The 17053-nt window shown below is 72.3% G+C and carries 15 protein-coding genes; 9 read left to right on the top strand and 6 right to left on the bottom strand.

All coding sequences use genetic code 11. From position 1 onward, the window contains the following. The first annotated feature begins 34 nt into the window (after window positions 1–34). The gene (gene tyrS, locus PUR26_RS20435; RefSeq protein WP_329873881.1) at window positions 35–1306 is read left to right on the top strand and encodes a tyrosine--tRNA ligase; all 1272 of its coding nucleotides are present in this window, start codon (window positions 35–37) and stop codon (window positions 1304–1306) included. Window positions 1307–1485: 179 nt separating this feature from the next. Here the strand turns inward: tyrS and PUR26_RS20440 are convergent, their stop codons facing one another. Continuing rightward, window positions 1486–1761: a GlsB/YeaQ/YmgE family stress response membrane protein gene (locus tag PUR26_RS20440; RefSeq protein ID WP_329873882.1), complete on the bottom strand. Its 276-nt coding sequence runs from the start codon at window positions 1759–1761 to the stop codon at window positions 1486–1488. Window positions 1762–1978: 217 nt separating this feature from the next. On the opposite strand from PUR26_RS20440, the gene PUR26_RS20445 reads away from it, so the two are divergent. After that, complete coding sequence (locus tag PUR26_RS20445) at window positions 1979–2329, top strand: DUF3099 domain-containing protein (RefSeq protein WP_329873883.1); 351 nt, start codon at window positions 1979–1981, stop codon at window positions 2327–2329. A gap of 208 nt (window positions 2330–2537) precedes the next feature. Then, window positions 2538–2774, top strand: a complete 237-nt coding sequence (locus PUR26_RS20450) for a hypothetical protein (RefSeq protein WP_329873884.1) — start codon at window positions 2538–2540, stop codon at window positions 2772–2774. Here the strand turns inward: PUR26_RS20450 and moaA are convergent. The 3 genes from moaA to PUR26_RS20465 all read right to left on the bottom strand — a co-directional run bounded on the left by moaA (window position 2757) and on the right by PUR26_RS20465 (window position 5896). Next, window positions 2757–3746, bottom strand: a complete 990-nt coding sequence (gene moaA, locus PUR26_RS20455) for a GTP 3',8-cyclase MoaA (RefSeq protein WP_329873885.1) — start codon at window positions 3744–3746, stop codon at window positions 2757–2759. The two genes, PUR26_RS20450 and moaA, sit on opposite strands and share 18 nt — an antisense overlap. 153 nt (window positions 3747–3899) lie before the next feature. Beyond that, window positions 3900–5534: a solute symporter family protein gene (locus tag PUR26_RS20460; RefSeq protein ID WP_329873886.1), complete on the bottom strand. Its 1635-nt coding sequence runs from the start codon at window positions 5532–5534 to the stop codon at window positions 3900–3902. Beyond that, complete coding sequence (locus PUR26_RS20465; protein ID WP_329873887.1) at window positions 5531–5896, bottom strand: DUF485 domain-containing protein; 366 nt, start codon at window positions 5894–5896, stop codon at window positions 5531–5533. Before PUR26_RS20465 ends, PUR26_RS20460 begins: the two co-directional genes overlap by 4 nt. 238 nt (window positions 5897–6134) lie before the next feature. On the opposite strand from PUR26_RS20465, the gene PUR26_RS20470 reads away from it, so the two are divergent. Together PUR26_RS20470 and PUR26_RS20475 are read left to right on the top strand one after the other, a co-directional pair. Further along, window positions 6135–7679, top strand: a complete 1545-nt coding sequence (locus PUR26_RS20470; protein ID WP_329873888.1) for a S8 family serine peptidase — start codon at window positions 6135–6137, stop codon at window positions 7677–7679. Between the two features lie 89 nt (window positions 7680–7768). Further along, a complete protein-coding gene (locus PUR26_RS20475; protein WP_329873889.1) occupies window positions 7769–9205 on the top strand; it encodes a CoA transferase in 1437 nt (478 codons plus the stop codon). Between the two features lie 186 nt (window positions 9206–9391). Here PUR26_RS20475 and PUR26_RS20480 read toward each other — a convergent pair whose 3' ends face one another. Both PUR26_RS20480 and PUR26_RS20485 read right to left on the bottom strand, forming a co-directional pair. Then, window positions 9392–10096 carry a lysoplasmalogenase gene (locus PUR26_RS20480; RefSeq protein ID WP_443077124.1) on the bottom strand — a complete coding sequence of 235 codons (705 nt, stop codon included), beginning with the start codon at window positions 10094–10096 and terminating at the stop codon, window positions 9392–9394. Further along, complete coding sequence (locus tag PUR26_RS20485; RefSeq protein WP_329873890.1) at window positions 10093–11049, bottom strand: sterol desaturase family protein; 957 nt, start codon at window positions 11047–11049, stop codon at window positions 10093–10095. Before PUR26_RS20485 ends, PUR26_RS20480 begins: the two co-directional genes overlap by 4 nt. Window positions 11050–11204: 155 nt before the next feature. On the opposite strand from PUR26_RS20485, the gene PUR26_RS20490 reads away from it, so the two are divergent. The 4 genes from PUR26_RS20490 to PUR26_RS20505 all read left to right on the top strand — a co-directional run bounded on the left by PUR26_RS20490 (window position 11205) and on the right by PUR26_RS20505 (window position 17021). Further along, entirely contained in the window at window positions 11205–14318 is a 3114-nt protein-coding gene (locus PUR26_RS20490) for an NACHT domain-containing protein (RefSeq protein WP_329873891.1), read from the top strand. Window positions 14319–14651: 333 nt separating this feature from the next. Further along, complete coding sequence (locus tag PUR26_RS20495; RefSeq protein ID WP_329873892.1) at window positions 14652–15629, top strand: DEDDh family exonuclease; 978 nt, start codon at window positions 14652–14654, stop codon at window positions 15627–15629. A gap of 181 nt (window positions 15630–15810) precedes the next feature. Continuing rightward, window positions 15811–16044 carry a hypothetical protein gene (locus tag PUR26_RS20500; RefSeq protein WP_266767315.1) on the top strand — a complete coding sequence of 78 codons (234 nt, stop codon included), beginning with the start codon at window positions 15811–15813 and terminating at the stop codon, window positions 16042–16044. 185 nt (window positions 16045–16229) lie between these two features. After that, a complete protein-coding gene (locus tag PUR26_RS20505) occupies window positions 16230–17021 on the top strand; it encodes an SURF1 family cytochrome oxidase biogenesis protein (protein WP_329874274.1) in 792 nt (263 codons plus the stop codon). Window positions 17022–17053: the final 32 nt, after the last annotated feature.

The raw sequence follows: 17053 nt of genomic DNA on the forward strand, positions 1-17053 counted from the left end.
ACGTCCCAGACACCGTTCGAGGAGACACGAGACCGTGACGGACATCGTCGACGAGCTGAAGTGGCGCGGGCTGTTCGCCCAGTCCACCGACGAGGACGCATTGCGCAAGGCGCTCGCGGACGGTCCCGTCACGTTCTATTGCGGCTTCGACCCGACCGCGGCGAGTCTGCACGTCGGCCATCTGGTGCAGGTGCTCACCGTCCGCCGGCTCCAGCAGGCCGGCCACCGGCCGCTGGCGCTGGTGGGCGGGGCGACGGGTCAGATCGGCGACCCGCGCCCGACCGCGGAACGCACCCTCAACGATCCGGAGACCGTCGCGAACTGGGTGACGCGGCTGCGCACGCAGATCGAGCCGTTCCTGTCCTTCGAGGGCGAGAACGCCGCTCTCATGGTCAACAACCTGGACTGGACCGCGGGCCTGTCCGCGATCGAGTTCCTGCGGGACATCGGCAAGCACTTCCGGGTCAACAAGATGCTCACCAAGGACTCGGTGGCCCGGCGGCTGGAGTCCGAGCAGGGCATCAGTTACACCGAGTTCAGCTACCAGCTGCTCCAGGGCATGGACTTCCTGGAGCTGTACCGCCGCCATGGCTGCGTCCTGCAGCAGGGCGGCAGCGACCAGTGGGGCAACCTCACGGCGGGCCTGGACCTGATCCACCGCCTGGAGCCGGACGCGGTCGTGCACGCGCTGGCCACCCCGCTGATGACCAAGGCGGACGGCACCAAGTTCGGCAAGACCGAGGGCGGGGCCGTCTGGCTGGACCCGGAGATGACCACGCCGTACGCGTTCTACCAGTTCTGGCTGAACGTGGACGACCGGGACATCTCGACCTACCTGCGCATCCTCAGCTTCAAGAGCCGCGAGGAGCTGGAGGAACTGGAGCAGCTCACCGCGGAGCGCCCGCAGGCCCGTACGGCCCAGCGCGCGCTGGCGGAGGAGCTGACGACGCTGGTGCACGGCGCGGACCAGTGCGCCGCCGTGATCGCCGCGTCGAAGGCGCTGTTCGGCCAGGGCGAGCTGACGGAGCTGGACGCGGCGACGCTGAGCGCCGCGCTCTCGGAGCTGCCGCGCGCCGAGGTGGGCGGGCTCGGCCAGGTCGTGGACCTGTTCACCGAGGTCGGCCTGGCGCCGAGCAGGTCGGCCGCGCGCCGCACGGTGAAGGAGGGCGGGGCCTACGTGAACAACGTGAAGGTCACCGCCGAGGACGCCGAGGTGTCGGCGGACGAGCTGCTGCACGGGCGATGGCTGGTGCTGCGCCGGGGCAAGAAGAACCTCGCGGCGATCGAGGTCAAGGTGGCCGGCTGACCGGCCGCCCCCTGCCGGCGTCCCGTCCGGGCGCGCGTCCCGCGAGGGCGCGGGCCGCACGGCCGGGGGCGCCGTTCGCACCCCGGGGGCCGCCCGAGCAGGGCGATGGCTCCCGACGGCCGGGGCACGGGGCGGCGGCCCGGGTACCTACTCGGTACCCGGGCCGCCGCCCCGTCACGTCAGGCTCGCTGTTTGTTGCCGCGCAGCGACATGTAGAGCATGTCGCCGAGGCCGACGATGACGACCGCCGCCACGATCTGCAGGGCGTGCCTGCCCCAGTCGATGCCCGGGGTCTCCCGGATGCCGAACGCCCCGGCGAGAGCGTTGCCCACGATGCCGCCGATGATGCCGAAGATGGTCGCCAGCCAGAGGGGACTGTGCTGTTTTCCCGGCAGGATCGCCTTGGCGATCAGGCCCAGCACGAACCCCACGATAATCGCCCACAACCAGCCCATGGCTGCCTCCTCGGTACGGATCGACGTGAGCAGTCCCGAACAGTCTCGGTCCGCTCGCCGTACGTCGCATGTCGGACAGGTCCGTACGGGGGACACCGGTGGGTGTACGCCCTGGTGAAAGGCGGCCCCGGTCGCGTACGCGACGCAGTGCGGGCGTACCGTGGAGACAGGTCCGGTCCGGGGAGTGTCCGGCGCGGAGGTCGGGTGGTGGAGCGCGATGCGGAAGCACGGTGAGGGCGAAGTCTTCCGGATCACCGGGGCCCGTAAGGGGCTCGCGGACGATGTGCGCGGGCGGCAGCGCCGCTATGTGATCTCGATGTCGGTGCGGACCCTCGCGGTGATCGCGGCCGCGTGTCTGTGGAACGTGGAACGGCATGTCGCGGTCGTGGCGCTCGTCCTGGGGGCGGTACTGCCCTACATCTCCGTGGTGATCGCCAACGCGGGCCGGGAGAGCGCTCCTTCGCTCCCCTCGACGTTCGTCCCCGGGCCTCCGGGGGACCGCCCGGAGCTCACCGCGGCGGAATCGGCTGCACAGGACGGCACGGAACAGCGGCACGAACAGAGGTGATCCAGAGCGGCCCTCAAAGCTCAAGAAAACCTCAGATCAATCATGAAGTTCCAGTGCACCGCAGCCCGTTCCGCGTGACATACTGCGTAGGCGCTCCGCATCCCCCGTCGGAGCGACGGACCGACGCCGGGCAGCTCCCCCCGTGGCTGCTCGGCGTCGCCTTTGTTCGGGGGTATTTTTCGGTCTTCGGCCTTTGTTTGGACGTGTCGTGAGCGACGAATCCCATCCGATCTGTTCCGCCAAGGGTTGCCGTACGGCTGCCGTATGGGTATTGGCGTGGAACAACCCGAAGCTGCACACCCCGGAGCGCCGCAAGACGTGGCTCGCCTGTGACGAGCACCGGGAGCACCTCTCCGGGTTCCTGGATGTGCGGGGGTTCCTGAAGGACGTCGTGACGCTCGCCGAGTGGGAGTCCCGGGAGCCCGGCTCAGCCGCCGATCGCTGACATCGGCCGGTCCGGCTGCAGGAAGCTCGGGTCGTCCAGGCCCGAACCCGCCTTCTTGCCCCACATCGCGACCTTCCAGATCCGGGCGATCTCCTCGTCCGGTGCCTCGGAACGCAGCGCGCCCCGCAGGTCGGTCTCCTCACGGGCGAACAGGCACGTCCGTACCTGGCCGTCGGCCGTGAGACGGGTACGGTCGCAGGCCCGGCAGAACGGGCGGGTGACGGAGGCGATGACGCCCACCCGGTGCGGGCCGCCGTCCACCAGCCAGCGCTCGGCGGGCGCCGAGCCGCGCTGCTCGTCGCCCTCGGGGGTGAGGGTGAACCGCGTCCGCAACGACTCCAGGATATCCCCGGCGGTGATCATGCCGTCGCGCTTCCAGCCGTGCTGGGCGTCGAGCGGCATCTGCTCGATGAAGCGCAGTTCGTAGTCGTTGGCCACGGCCCAGGCCAGCAGGTCGGGGGCCTCGTCGTCGTTGAGCCCGGGCATCAGCACCGAATTGACCTTGACCGGGGTGAGCCCGGCGTCCCGGGCGGCGGCCAGTCCGTCGAGCACGTCCTGGTGGCGGTCGCGGCGGGTCAGGGTCTTGAAGACATCGGGGCGCAGGGTGTCGAGGGAGACGTTGACGCGGTCGAGGCCGACCGCCTTGAGCGCGGTGGCGGTGCGCTTGAGGCCGATGCCGTTGGTGGTGAGGGACATCCTGGGGCGCGGGGCGAGCGCGGCGCACCGCTCGACGATGGAGACCAGACCGGGGCGCAGAAGCGGCTCACCGCCGGTGAAGCGGACCTCGGTGACGCCGAGCTGTGTGACGGCGATCCGGATCAGCCGGACGATCTCGTCGTCGGTGAGCAGATCGGGCTTGGCGAGCCACTGGAGGCCCTCCTCCGGCATGCAGTAGGTGCAGCGCAGGTTGCACCGGTCGGTGAGCGAGACACGCAGATCGGTGGCTGTTCGGCCATAGGTGTCGACAAGCACGGTGGGCCCCCTCCCCGGGTGCGGTTCTCCGTCTCTACCAGGAGCCTACGCGAGAGGGCCGACAACACCAGGGGCCGATGTGACCAGGAGCGTGACGGCCGCGTCGTAGATCCCTACGACGCGGCCGCCCCCCGGCTCCGCAGCGTGTGCGTGTCAGTGCGCTCCGACACCGGTGAGGGACTTGACCTCCAGCTCCGCGTACTTGCCCTTGTCCGGCTCCTCCTTGGAGAGCAGGGACCCAACCCAGCCGAGCAGGAAGCCCAGCGGGATGGAGACCAGGCCCGGGTTCTCCAGCGGGAACCACGCGAAGTCCACGCCCGGGAACATCGAGCTGGCCTTGCCGGAGACGACCGGGGAGAAGAGGACGAGCGTCACGGAGGCGGCCAGACCGCCGTAGATGGACCACAGCGCGCCCTGGGTGGTGAATTTCCTCCAGAACAGGCTGTACAGGATCGTCGGCAGGTTGGCGGAGGCCGCGACGGCGAAGGCGAGCGCGACCAGGCCGGCGACGTTCATGTCCCGGGCCAGCGCGCCGAGCGCGATGGAGACGATGCCGATGAGGACCGTCGCCCAGCGGGCGGCCCGGACCTCCTCCTTCTCGGTGGCCTGGCCCTTGCGGATCACGTTGGCGTAGATGTCGTGCGCGAAGGACGACGAGGAGGCGAGGGTGAGGCCGGCGACGACGGCGAGGATGGTGGCGAAGGCGACCGCCGAGATCACGGCCAGCAGGATCGCGCCGCCGGTGGAGCCACCGCCGCCGCCGACCTCCAGGGCGGCCAGCGGGGCGGCCGTGTTGCCCGCCTTGTTGGAGGCGATGATGTCGCCGGGCTTGAGCAGCGCGGCGGCGCCGAAGCCGAGCACGATGGTCATCAGGTAGAAGGCGCCGATGATGCCGATGGCCCAGTTCACGGACTTACGGGCGGCCTTGGCCGTGGGCACGGTGTAGAAGCGGATCAGGATGTGCGGCAGACCGGCCGTGCCGAGGACCAGGGCGATGCCCAGCGAGATGAAGTCCAGCTTCGAGGTGCCGGTGGCACCGTACTTGAGCCCCGGCTCCAGGAAGGCCGAGCCCTTGCCGCTGTTGGAGGCGGCCGAGCCGAGCAGGTCGGAGAGGTTGAAGTCGAACTTCAGCAGGATCAGGAAGGTGATGAGCAGGGTGCCCGCGATGAGCAGGACCGCCTTGACCATCTGGACCCAGGTGGTGCCCTTCATGCCTCCGATGGTCACGTAGACGATCATCAGCAGGCCGACGAGGGCGACGATGGCGATCTTCCCGGCGTCCGTGGTGATGCCGAGCAGCAGGGAGACGAGCACACCGGCGCCGGCCATCTGGGCCAGCAGGTAGAAGATCGACACGACGATGGTGGAGGTGCCCGCGGCGGTGCGGACGGGGCGCTGGCGCATGCGGTACGCCAGGACGTCGCCCATGGTGTAGCGGCCCGAGTTGCGCAGCGGCTCCGCGACCAGGAGCAGGGCGACCAGCCAGGCCACCAGGAAGCCGATGGAGTAGAGGAAGCCGTCGTACCCGAACAGGGCGATGGCGCCGGCGATGCCGAGGAACGAGGCGGCGGACATGTAGTCGCCGGAGATGGCCAGGCCGTTCTGGAAGCCGGTGAACTGCCGGCCGCCCGCGTAGAAGTCCGAGGCGCTCTTGGTCTGGCGCCCGGCCCAGACGGTGATGAAGAGCGTCGCCACGACGAAGCACCCGAACAGGGTGATGATCAGCGGCCGGTGCTCCGAGGCGTCCGAGGCTGCGGCGAGCTGGACAAGGGGGTACGCGGCGCTCATGCGTCGGCCTCCATACGGGACTTGATGGCTTCGGCCTTCGGGTCGAGCTTGACGGCGGCGTGCCGCGAGTACAGCCAGGCGATCAGGAACGTGGTGAGGAACTGGCCGAGGCCGAGGACCAGGGCGACGTTGATGTTGCCGAAGAGCTTGGTGCCCATGAAGCCGCCCGCGTAGTTGGACAGCAGGACGTACACGAGGTACCAGGCGATGAAGGCGATGGTGAGGGGGAAGGCGAAGGAGCGGTATGTGCGGCGCAGTTCGCCGAATTCCGCACTCTCCTGCACCTCGACGAACGACGCTGTCGTGGGCTGGACGGGTCGGGTGTCCGTCCCGCCGGGGGGCGGGGGTGCATCGGTAGCCACGGATACTCCTCGCGACGCGGGTGCGCTGGGCAGGGACAAGGGAAACCTCACGGTGTGGGGGGATGGTGCTCCTCCCCCTGACAACGTCACGGAGTGCGCGGCGAAGCGGTTCACCACCGGGCTTTTCTTTCCCCAAGTCATTGATGGGCCGCGTTGATCGGCGATAGCTTCACTCGTCATGTACCCGTCCGTGCACACCGGGTGTGCGGGCGGATGTCACGGATGATGTGGAGAACCCATGGCTCATCTGGGATCCGGACGCGGGCGCGCACTCGCCCTCCCCGTCGGTCTGGCGCTCACGGCCTCGCTCGGTTTCCTCCCCCCGGGGGCGGCCACGGCGGCTCCGGCGGACGGCGCCCCCGCCGCCGTCGTCACGGACGGCCCGAGGATGTCGTACGTCGTCAACGTCACGGGGGGACACTCCGCCGCCAGGACGGTGAAGAAGGCGATAGCCGAGGCCGGCGGGTCCGTGGTGATCGCCTACGACCAGATAGGCGTCGTCGTCGTCCACTCGCGGAACCCGGACTTCGCGAAGACGATCCGCACGGTGCGGGGGGTGGAGTCGGCCGGTGCGACGAGGACCGCGCCCCTGGCCGCCCAGACCAGCGACGACCTGGACGCGGAGCAGCCGCTGACCGCCGCGGAGGCGCAGGCCGCGGCGGCGAGGGCGGCGAAGTCGTCCGTCGACGAGGACCCGTTCGAGCCGTTGCAGTGGGACCTGCCCGCCATGAAGGCGGACCAGGCCCACCGCAAGAGCCTGGGCAGTCGCGACGTCACCGTCGCGGTCCTGGACTCGGGTGTCGACGACACCCATCCGGACATCGCGCCCAACTTCGACCGCACGGCGTCGGCCAGCTGCCTGAACGGCGTCCCGGTCCAGAAGGACGCCGCCTGGCGTCCGGTGCCGGGCGAGAGCGACCACGGCATGCACGTGGCCGGTACGATCGCGGCCGCGAAGAACGGCTTCGGCGTCACGGGCGTCGCCCCGGGCGTGAAGGTCGCCAGCCTGAAGGTGGCCGACCCGGACACCAGCCTCTACTACACGGAGGCGGTCGTCTGCGGCTTCGTGTGGGCGGCCGAGCACGGCGTCGACGTGACCAACAACAGCTACTACACGGACCCGTGGCTGTTCAACTGCAAGTCCGACGCGGACCAGAAGGCGCTGGTCGACGCCGTCACCCGGGCCTCCCGGTACGCGGAGAGCAAGGGCGCGGTGAACGTGGCCGCGGCCGGCAACGCGCGGACGGACCTGGCCGCCGAAACGATCGTGGACCGGACGAGCCCGAACGACACCCATCCGGTCGAGCGGGTCATCGAGACCCGGGACTGCCTGGACATCCCGAGCCAGCTGCCCGGTGTGGTCACCGTCTCCGCGACGGGCGCGAAGGGCCTGAAGGCGTCGTACTCCAACTACGGTCTGGGGGTCGTCGACATCACGGCTCCGGGCGGCGACTCGACGGCGTACCAGCCGCCGCAGGCGCCGGCGACGAACGGTCTGATCCTCTCGACGACGTTCAACAACGGGTTCGCCTTCAAGGCCGGCACCTCCATGGCGACCCCGCACGTCGCGGGGGTGGCGGCGCTCATCAGGTCGACCCACCCCAAGGCCTCGCCGGCGCAGGTGAAGGCCCGGCTGTACGCCCAGGCCGACGACCTGGCCTGCCCCGATCCGTACGACATCAACGGTGACGGCAAGGTCGACGCGGTGTGCGCGGGCAGCGCGCGCGACAACGGCTTCTACGGGGCCGGTATGGCCGACGCCCTGGACGCGGTACGGCGGTAGCCCCGCCTCCCCCGACGACTGGAGGGGCCCGGCACGGTCCGCCGTGCCGGGCCCTTCCCTGTCATGGCACTCAGTGCCATAGTGACGCCATGAACCAGGCGCTTCACCCCGGTACGGGCACCGCTTGGGCGGCACTCGGTGCCGACCCCGCCCTTCTCGACCGTGTCACGTACGGCGGTGCCCCGGGCGGTCTGCCCGCCCGGACACCCGTCATGGACCTGGCGCGGTCGAGCGTGGCGGTCTGCTCGCTGGCGGCGGCCGAACTCGCCGCCGCGCGCACCGGGGGCCCGGTGCCGAGGGTGCGGGTCGACGACGGGGCGGTCACCGCGGCGTTCCTCAGCGACCGGCTGGTACGGCTGGACGGACAGGCGTGGTCGACGTTCGCGCCGCTGTCCCGGTTCTGGCGGGCGGCCGACGGCTGGGTCCGTACCCACGCCAACTACCCGCACCACCGCGGACGTCTGCTCGACGCCCTCGCGCTGCCTCCGGACGCCGGCGCGGACGCGGTCGCCGAGGTGATCGCGGGGCGGCGGGCGACGGACGTCGAGGACACCGTGTACGCGGCCGGCGGGCTCGCCGTCGCCGCGCGCGACGCCCGGCAGTGGGCGGAGCACGAGCAGGGCGCCCTGGTCGCGAAGCACCCGCTGCTGACCCTGGAGCGGATCGGCGACGCCCCGCCCCGGCGCCCGGGCGGCGGCCCCGGGAGCGGCGGGCGGCCGCTGCCGTGCGCCGGGCTGCGGGTGCTGGACCTGACGCGCGTGCTCGCCGGGCCGGTGGCCACCCGGACGCTCGCGCTGCTGGGCGCGGACGTCCTGCGGATCGACGCGCCGCAGCTGCCGGAGAGTCAGGAGGCGCACAACGACACGGGGATGGGCAAGCGGTCGGCCACCCTCGACCTGGGCGACCGGCACGGGGACCGGCAGGTGTTCGAGGAACTGCTGAGCGGCGCCGACGTGGTCGTCCTGGGCTACCGGCCGGGCGGACTGGACCGGTTCGGCCTCACCCCCGAGGAGCTGGTCGCGCGCCGTCCCGGTCTGGTCGTCGCCCAGTTGTCGGCGTGGGGCCGGTACGGCCCCTGGGGCGAGCGGCGCGGCTTCGACAGCCTGGTCCAGGTGGCCACCGGCATCGCCGCCCTGGAGGGCGGGGCCCCCGGTGACCCGGACGGTCCCGGTCCGCTCGGCGCGCTGCCCGCCCAGGCCCTGGACCACGGCACCGGCTATCTGCTGGCCGCCGCCGTGCTGAGGGCGCTGACCGAACAGCACCGCGCCGGCGGGTCGACGGTGGCCCGGCTGGCGCTGGCGCAGACCGCGCACTGGCTGGTGCACGGCCTGGTGACGGCGCCGGGCGGCGGTACCGCGCCGGGCGGGGCGGCGTTCGACGCCGAGCGCCGGACGGCCGTGCGGGACAGCCCGATGGGACGGCTGCGGTACGCGCTGTCCCCGGTGGGCTACGAGGGCGGCCCGGCGGACTGGGCACGCCCGCCCGGCCTGTGGGGCACGGACGCCCCCGGATGGCTCAGGGCCTGACGGGAACCCTGGGGCGGCGCGCTCGTCCCTCGCCCGGCAGCCGGACGGCACGCCGTCCGGCCCGACGGCCGGATCGAGAGCCGGGTCGAGGGCCGAGGCCGAGGGCCGGCGACGGCCTCGATGACGGCGTGCCCGCCCCGGCCGCCGGTCGGTCGCGTACGGCGACGGCGGCGTCCCCGCGCTCGGCTACCGCGCCGGTGGCGCCGGAGGCGCGGGCGATGTCGCCCCGGCGGCCCCGCGGGCGAGGGCTCCCGCGGTGAGCAGGGACTGGGCGGCCGTGTAGGTGAGCATGATCCAGAAGTCGGGGGCGGGCGCCTGCGGCCAGTCGGCGACCCCGGTGGCGATGAGCGTGTCGGAGAGGAGGAAGAGCGCGCCGCCCGAGCCCGCGAGGAGCCCGAGGCCGCTCGACCGGTACGCCATGGCGGTGAGCAGCAGGGAGTACCCGGCGACCGGGACGCGCAGGTCGGCCGGCAGGTCGGGCCAGAGCAGGGCGACGGTGGTGACGAGGGCGACGGCGTACCCGGCAGCCAGTACCGGGGAGGTGCGGGCGCGCCCGAAGAGGGCCAGGTAGCAGACGTGTCCGGCGGCGAAGGAAGCCATGCCGACGAGGAAGGCCCAGTCCGCGTCGAGGAGCAGGAAGACGTCGCCGCCCCAGCCGAACAGAAGGGCCGCGACGAGCGTCCGGGGGGCGCGCCGCACGAGCGCGTACGCCGCGAGGAGCGGCATGAGCAGGGGCTTGGCGACGAGGTGTCCGCCCTCCGCTCCGGCCAGGAGGGAGCCGAGGTCGACGGCGACGGCCACCCCGAAGGCGATGAGCAGGGCGCGGGCGGGACCCTCGTGGGGTGCCGCCCGCCCCGGCGCCGGGGCGCGCGGCACGCTCGTCGCGCTCACAGGGCCCGCTCGGGCGCGGGCCGGGCGGCCGGCGCCGGCCCGGGGTGCACAGCGGGGGCCGGGCCGGGACCGTCGGCGGGTACGGTTCCGGAGGCGGCGGCAGCGGCCGCCGCCCGCACGGACCTGGGCTGCCAGCCCGGGCCGCCGAAGACCCTCCCCGCGCGCTCGCCCCAGCTGTCGGCGGTGCGGAGGTCGCGGACGATGGCCGCGTACTCGTGGGTGGCCACCCGCAGCGGGTTGTACGTGTCGATGTTCTTCGTCAGCCCGTACACGGGCCGCTCGGTCTCCACCGTGAACGAGCCGAAGAGCCGGTCCCAGATGATCAGGATCCCGCCGAAGTTGCGGTCCAGGTAGCCGCCCTGGGAGGCGTGGTGCACCCGGTGGTGCGAGGGGGTGTTCAGGACGTACTCGAAGGGCCGGGGGAGCTTCCCGATCCGCTCGGTGTGCACCCAGAACTGGTACACCAGGTTGGCGGACGAGCAGAAGGCGAGCGCCGCCGGGTGCACACCGCACGCGATGAGGGGCAGATAGAACGGCCAGACGGTGAGCGACGTCCAGGGCTGGCGCAGGGCGGTGGTGAGGTTGAACCTGCGGCTGGAGTGGTGGACCACGTGGCAGGCCCACAGGATCCTGATCACGTGATGGCCACGGTGGGACCAGTAGTAGAAGAAGTCCTGCGCGAGCAGCATCAGGGGGACGGTCCACCACAGGACGGGGACGCGCGCGGGGGTCAGTTCGTAGACCGCGGTGTAGACGGCGACGATCGGGATCTTCCACAGAAGGTCGAAGACGAGGCTGCCGAGCCCCATGCCGATGCTGGTGGCCGAGTCCTTGGTCTCGTACCCGGCGGCGTCCTCGTCGGGATGGAGCCGGTAACTCACCACTTCGAGAACGGTGAGCAGAACGAACGCCGGTATGGACCACAGCACGACATCGGGCAGATTCGGTGGCATGCGAGCACCGTAGAGCGGGGTGCCGAGGCTCGGCTAGAGGTTGTTACCCACAAGTATGCGAGACGACTTGTCAGCGGTCTTTGGTGACTTCCGCCAAGCCCCGGGCCGGATCTACGCTTCATGCTCCGCCCCACGGGCCCATCGGGAGGTCGCACGTGCAGGGAATCGACATCGTCCTCGCCCGGCTCGCGGGCACCGTGGCGGGAGCGATCGCGAAGTCGCTGCTCAAGCCACCGCCCGGTGCCGGGCTGGTGCGGGACCGGGTGCGGCCGCTGCCCCGGCCCGCCTCTCCGTCCCGGCTCGCCGAGGTGCTGGGCGGACGCCTGTCGACGGCGTACCCGGCCCTTCCCGAGCACGAGCGGCTGGCGGCGGTGGACGCCGTCCGGGACAGCTTCGCGCGCGGGGGCGACCTCGACGCCGCACGGCTCTTCGCGGCGGGACTGGACCCGGACCGGTTACGGGACCAGCTGCGCTCCCCCGCCGCCGGACTGAGCCCCTCGGCCCTGGCCCTCTACGAGGAGCTCCTCGGGCTGTGCTGCACCCACGTGATCGAGCAGTTCACGGCGCACCCGTCGTTCGCGGCCCGGGCCGCGGTGGAGAACACCAGGGCCGGCGTGCGCACGCGCACCGCCGTCGAGAGGCTCGCGGAGCGGCAGCCGCCGGCTCCCGGGGCGACCGCCCTGGACTTCGAGCGGCGGTACGCCGCCTACGTGGCGGAGGCCCACTCCCGGCTGGAGCTGTTCGGGCTGACGCTGGGCCACGTCCACAACGAATGGCCGCTGGACACCGCCTACATCAGCCTCGGCATGAGCTCCGAGCGCGCGCCGTCCCGGCGGGAGGGCACCCGGTTGCCGCAGACGGGCCGGACGTCGGTCAGGGCCGAGCAGGTGCTGTCCGGGGCGGAGCGGCTGCTGCTGCGCGGTCCCGCCGGGTCCGGCAAGAGCACCCTCGTGCAGTGGATCGCCCTCAACGCGGCCCGGCGCAGTTTCGGCTGGGAGCTCTCCGACTGGAACCGGTGCGTGCCCTTCGTCCTGCGGCTGCGCTCCTTCACCTCCTCGGGGACGCTGCCCATGCCCGACGACTTCCTGCGGGCGGCCGGCGTTCCGCTGTACGGCTCGGCGCCCGACGGATGGGTCGAGTCGCTGCTGGCGAGCGGACGCGCCCTGGTGCTCGTGGACGGCGTCGACGAGGTGCCGATGCGGCTGCGCCGCCGTACCGAGCACTGGCTGCGCTCGCTCATCCTGGCGTTCCCGCAGGCCCGTTACGTGGTGACGACCCGGCCCTCGGCCGTCCCCGAGGACTGGCTGTCGGGCCAGGGCTTCGTCACCCACTCGCTGCTGCCGATGGAGCGCGACGACATCCGCGCCTTCGTCTCGCACTGGCACGACTCGGCACGGCGGGAGTGCTCGACCGACGAGGAACGAGCCCTGCTCGACACCTATGAGCGCTCCCTCAACCTGGCCGTGACCACCCGCCGCGATCTGGGGCGGCTGGCCACCAATCCGCTGATGTGCGCGCTGCTGTGCGCCCTCAACCGGGACCGCAGGATGCAACTGCCGCGGGCCCGGAAGGAGTTGTACGACGCGGCGCTGGAGATGCTGCTGGTACGCCGGGACACCGAGCGGGAGATCACCGGAGTCGAAGGGGTCCGGCTCACCCGCGACGAGCAGACCGTGCTGCTCCAGCGGCTCGCCTACTGGCTGATCCGCAACGACCAGGTGGAGGCGGACCGCGAGGAGGCGGTCGCGATGATCGAGGAGTGGCTGGCGGCGATGCCGCAGGTGCGCGAGCAGGGCGACGCCTCGCGGGTCTTCTCCCATCTGCTGATCCGCAGCGGGCTGCTGCGCGAGGCGGTGCCGGGCGCCGTCGACTTCGTGCACCGCACCTTCCGCGACTACCTGGGCGCGAAGGCCGCCGTCGAGCAGCGCGACTTCGGTGTGCTCGTGCGCCACGCGCACGACGACCAGTGGGACGACGTGGTCCGCATGGCGGTGGGGCACGCGCGGGTGGACGAGCGTGCGTCGCTGCTGCGCAAGCTGCTGAACCGCGCCGACCGGACCCAGCGACACAGCCACCGGCTGGTCCTGCTGGCGGCCGCCTGTCTGGAGCACGCGCCGGAACTCGACCCCGCCGTCCGGGCCGAGGTGCAGGGCAGGACCGCCGATCTGCTTCCGCCCCGCTCGCTGGAGGAGGCCGAGGAGCTGGCCAAGGTGGGCGAGCTGGTGCTCGAACTCCTCCCGGAGCCGGCCGGGCTGGGCGACGAGACGGCGGCCGCGGTGGTGCGCACGGCGGCACTGGTCGGCGGCGACGCGGGCATGGAGGTCATCGCGCGCTTCCGCGACGACACCCGGACACCCGTGGCAGTGCAGGTGTCGCACGCGTGGGGATCCTTCGAGACCGAGCGCTACGCCCGCTCCGTGCTGGCCGACCGCACCTGGACCTGGTCGTACCTCCATGTCCGTACGGCCGAACAGCTGGCCGCGCTGCCCGCCACCGGGGCGCGGCGGGTGCACCTCACCGGCTCCTTCCCCGACCTGTCGCCGCTTCAGGCGCTCGACGAGCCGGACTGGCTCTTCTTCCACAGCAACCCGCGGCTGACGGACCTCACGCCTCTCGGCGCCTTCACCGGACTGAACACGGTGGGCTTCGCGGCGTGCCGGGCCGTGTGGGACCTGGCCCCGCTGCCGACCGGGCAACTGGAACGGCTCTACCTCCACGACATGGCTCCCGAGCTGCCGCTGGAGCCCCTGGCGTCGATGCCCGGCCTGCGGCATCTGTCCCTGGACTACCGGCTGCCCGTCGCGAGCGCCGGGGAGCTGCCCGTCGGCCCGGAGCTCACCGTGCTGATCCTGCAGCGGCACACCGGGGCCACCCCGCTCGACGGCATCGAACACTGGGAGAACCTGCGCCATCTGCAGATGTCGGGCGAGCGGCAGGGGGCGGGGCTGCCACGGCTGTCGGCACTTCCCCATCTGCGGAACCTGCACATCACCTGGCAGGAGCACCTCGATCTCGCCCTGGTCGCCCCGCTGCGGCAGCTGCACCATCTGAACATCTCGCACTGCCGGGTGGTGGAGGGGCTGGAGCACCTGCGCGAGCTGCCCTATCTGACGTCGCTGGACCTGTGGCGGTGCGGTTCGGCCGACCGGCCCGTCGATCTGAGCCCGCTGAGCGACCTCACCGACCTGACGGTGATCCTCAACGACGACCCGCCGGTGGTCGGGGACCTCCCGGCCGGCCGGGTCATGCACCGCAGCTCCAGTTACTGAGGCAACGGCCCGGACGGGCTCGGAGGGTCCGTGCGGGGCGCGCTCACCCCTGGACCGCGCCCGGCAGCGCACGGGCGGCGCACCTCACCGCCACCGCTCCCCCGACGGGCCGGGTCTCGTCGGGTGTCGGTTCCGTCACTCCCGGAGCGTCCCGGCCCCGGCCGCGCCGTACCCGTACCCGCGCCCCGGCCGGCGACGGGCGGCCGGTCACGGCCTCAACGCGCCCCGGGGCGGCGCCCGTCGGGCGGGCACCGCGTCAACTCGCCGCGCCCCCGCTCAGCCCGGGGAGGGGACGCCCGGGGGACACGGTGTCAGTGACGGCCTCTATTCTCAGTGACCATGCTCGACGACCGTACGACAGCAGCAGCGTGGCCGGCCGCCTACCCACAGGGGTACGCGGTCGTCGACGTGGAGACCACCGGCCTCGCCCGCGACGACCGGATAGTGTCCGCTGCCGTCTACCGGCTCGACACCCACGGCGACGTCGAGGACCACTGGTACACGCTGGTCAATCCGGAGCGCGATCCCGGCCCGGTCTGGATCCACGGCCTGACGAGCGACGTCCTGGCAGGGGCGCCGCTCTTCGCGGACATCGCCGCGGCGTTCGCCGAGCGCCTCGAAGGCCGGGTGCTCGTCGCGCACAACGCCGCCTTCGACTGGTCGATGATCGCCCGGGAGTACGCCCGCGCCGAGCGCACCGCCCCGGTGCGGCAGCGGCTGTGCACGATCGCGCTCTCCAAGGAACTGGCGCTGCCGCTGCCCAACCTCAAGCTGGAGTCGCTCGCCGCGCACTTCGGCGTCGTGCAGCAGCGCGCGCACAACGCCCTGGACGACGCGCGCGTCCTGGCCGAGGCGTTCCGGCCGAGTCTGCACACGGCGGCCGAGCGGGGCGTGCGCCTCCCGCTGCTGGAGTGCCGTCCGCTCACCGAGTGGTCCGCCGCGCCGGCCGCGCCGCGCGTCGGCCACCAGGCCTCGTACCGGCAGAACAGCTGGCGCCCGTCGCGGAAGCGGCCGGCCTGCCCGTACCCCAACCCCGGGCGCTACGAAGTGGACAAGCCACTCAAACAGGGCATGCGGGTTGCCTTTTCGGGCGATACGTCCGTCGAGCGCGAGCTTCTGGAGGACCGGGCGGTGGAGGCGGGTCTCCATGTGGCGACCAGCGTCTCCCGGCTGACGAGCCTGCTGGTCACCAACGACCCGGACGCGGACACCTCGAAGACGGTCAAGGCCAAGTCGTTCGGCACCCCGATCGTGGACGAGGCCGCGTTCACCCAGCTGCTGCGGGACGTGGCACCCGCGGACGGCGGCTGACCGCAGGGCGGGGGCCCGGGACGGGCCTCGCCGGCCGGGGCGCGATGCCCGGGACGCGACCCGGCCGGCGAGGGGTCCAGGCCGGACGGGTGACCGGACCGGTGGCCGGACGGGTGACCACGGTGCGAGGGCCGGGCGTGCCGCCGCCTCTCGCGGGGGCGCGCACCGCACCCTGTGGCGCATGGCACGTTGCGAGGTCTGCGGAAACGACTACGGCATGTCCTTCGAGGTGCACGCGCAGGGCGCGGTGCACGTCTTCGACTGCTTCTCCTGCGCCATCCACCGCATGGCGCCCATCTGCGAACACTGCCGGGTCCAGATCATCGGCCAGGGCGTCGAGGTCGAGGGCCGCTGGTTCTGCGGCGGGCACTGCGCCCGCGCGGAAGGGAAGGTGGGCATCGTGGACAAGGTGTGACCGAACCGGCGGCCGAGCGCCCCGGTCCGTGCCGGTTCCTCCTCCGGCCCTTCTCGCCCCGTCGCTCCTTCCGGCGGCCCCTCCCGGGCACTCCCCGGGTCGCCGGCCGCCGTCCCAGCCGCTCCGCGGGCCCCGGACGGGACCCCCCGTCGGGGGCCGCGATGCCAGCAGGTACGGTCGAAGCCGTGTACCGCTTCCTGTTGTCCCGGCAGTGGGTGATCCTCACCCTCATCACCCTGATGCTCATCCCCGTGATGGTCGAGCTGGGCTTCTGGCAGTTCCACCGGCACGAGCACCGTGTCGCCCAGAACACGCTGATCGAGGACAACCTCAAGGCGAAGCCCGTGCCGATGACGGAGCTCACCTCGCCCGGCCACACCGTTCCGCGCGCCGACTACTGGCGCCAGGTCACCGCCACCGGAACCTTCGACCCGGCCCACGAGGTCGTCGTGCGCCGCCGGACCTCGGCCGACGAGCGCATCGGCGTCCTCGTCCTGACCCCGCTGAACCTCGCCGACGGCCGCACGGTCCTGGTCAACCGTGGCTGGGTCCCCGCCGCCGCCGACCAGAAGTCCTTCCCCGACGTACCGCCCGTGCCGAAGGGCGAGGTCACCGTCACCGGCCGGCTCAAGGCGGACGAGACGACCGGCGCCAGCGGGATCAAGGACCTGGCCGGTCTGCCGCCCCGCCAGGTCATGCTCATCAACAGCGACCAGCAGGCCGAAGCCCTCGGGCGGGAGGTGCTCGGCGGCTACCTGGAGCAGACCGCGCCCAGGCCCGCCGGCGACACGCCCGAGCTGATCCCCGAGCCCGACCACGACTCCATCGGCCCGCACATGGCGTACGCGGTGCAGTGGTGGCTCTTCGCGGCCGGTGTCCCGGTCGGGTGGGTGGTACTGGTCCGTCGCGAGAAGCGCGACCGGGCGGCCGCCGCGGAGACTCCGGCCGCGGCCGAGCCCGAGCCGGCCACCGCCTAGGGAGCGCCCGGCCTCCTCCCGGACGGACGCCT

The sequence above is a fragment of the Streptomyces sp. SP18CS02 genome (assembly GCF_036322365.1).
Taxonomy (GTDB): domain Bacteria; phylum Actinomycetota; class Actinomycetes; order Streptomycetales; family Streptomycetaceae; genus Streptomyces.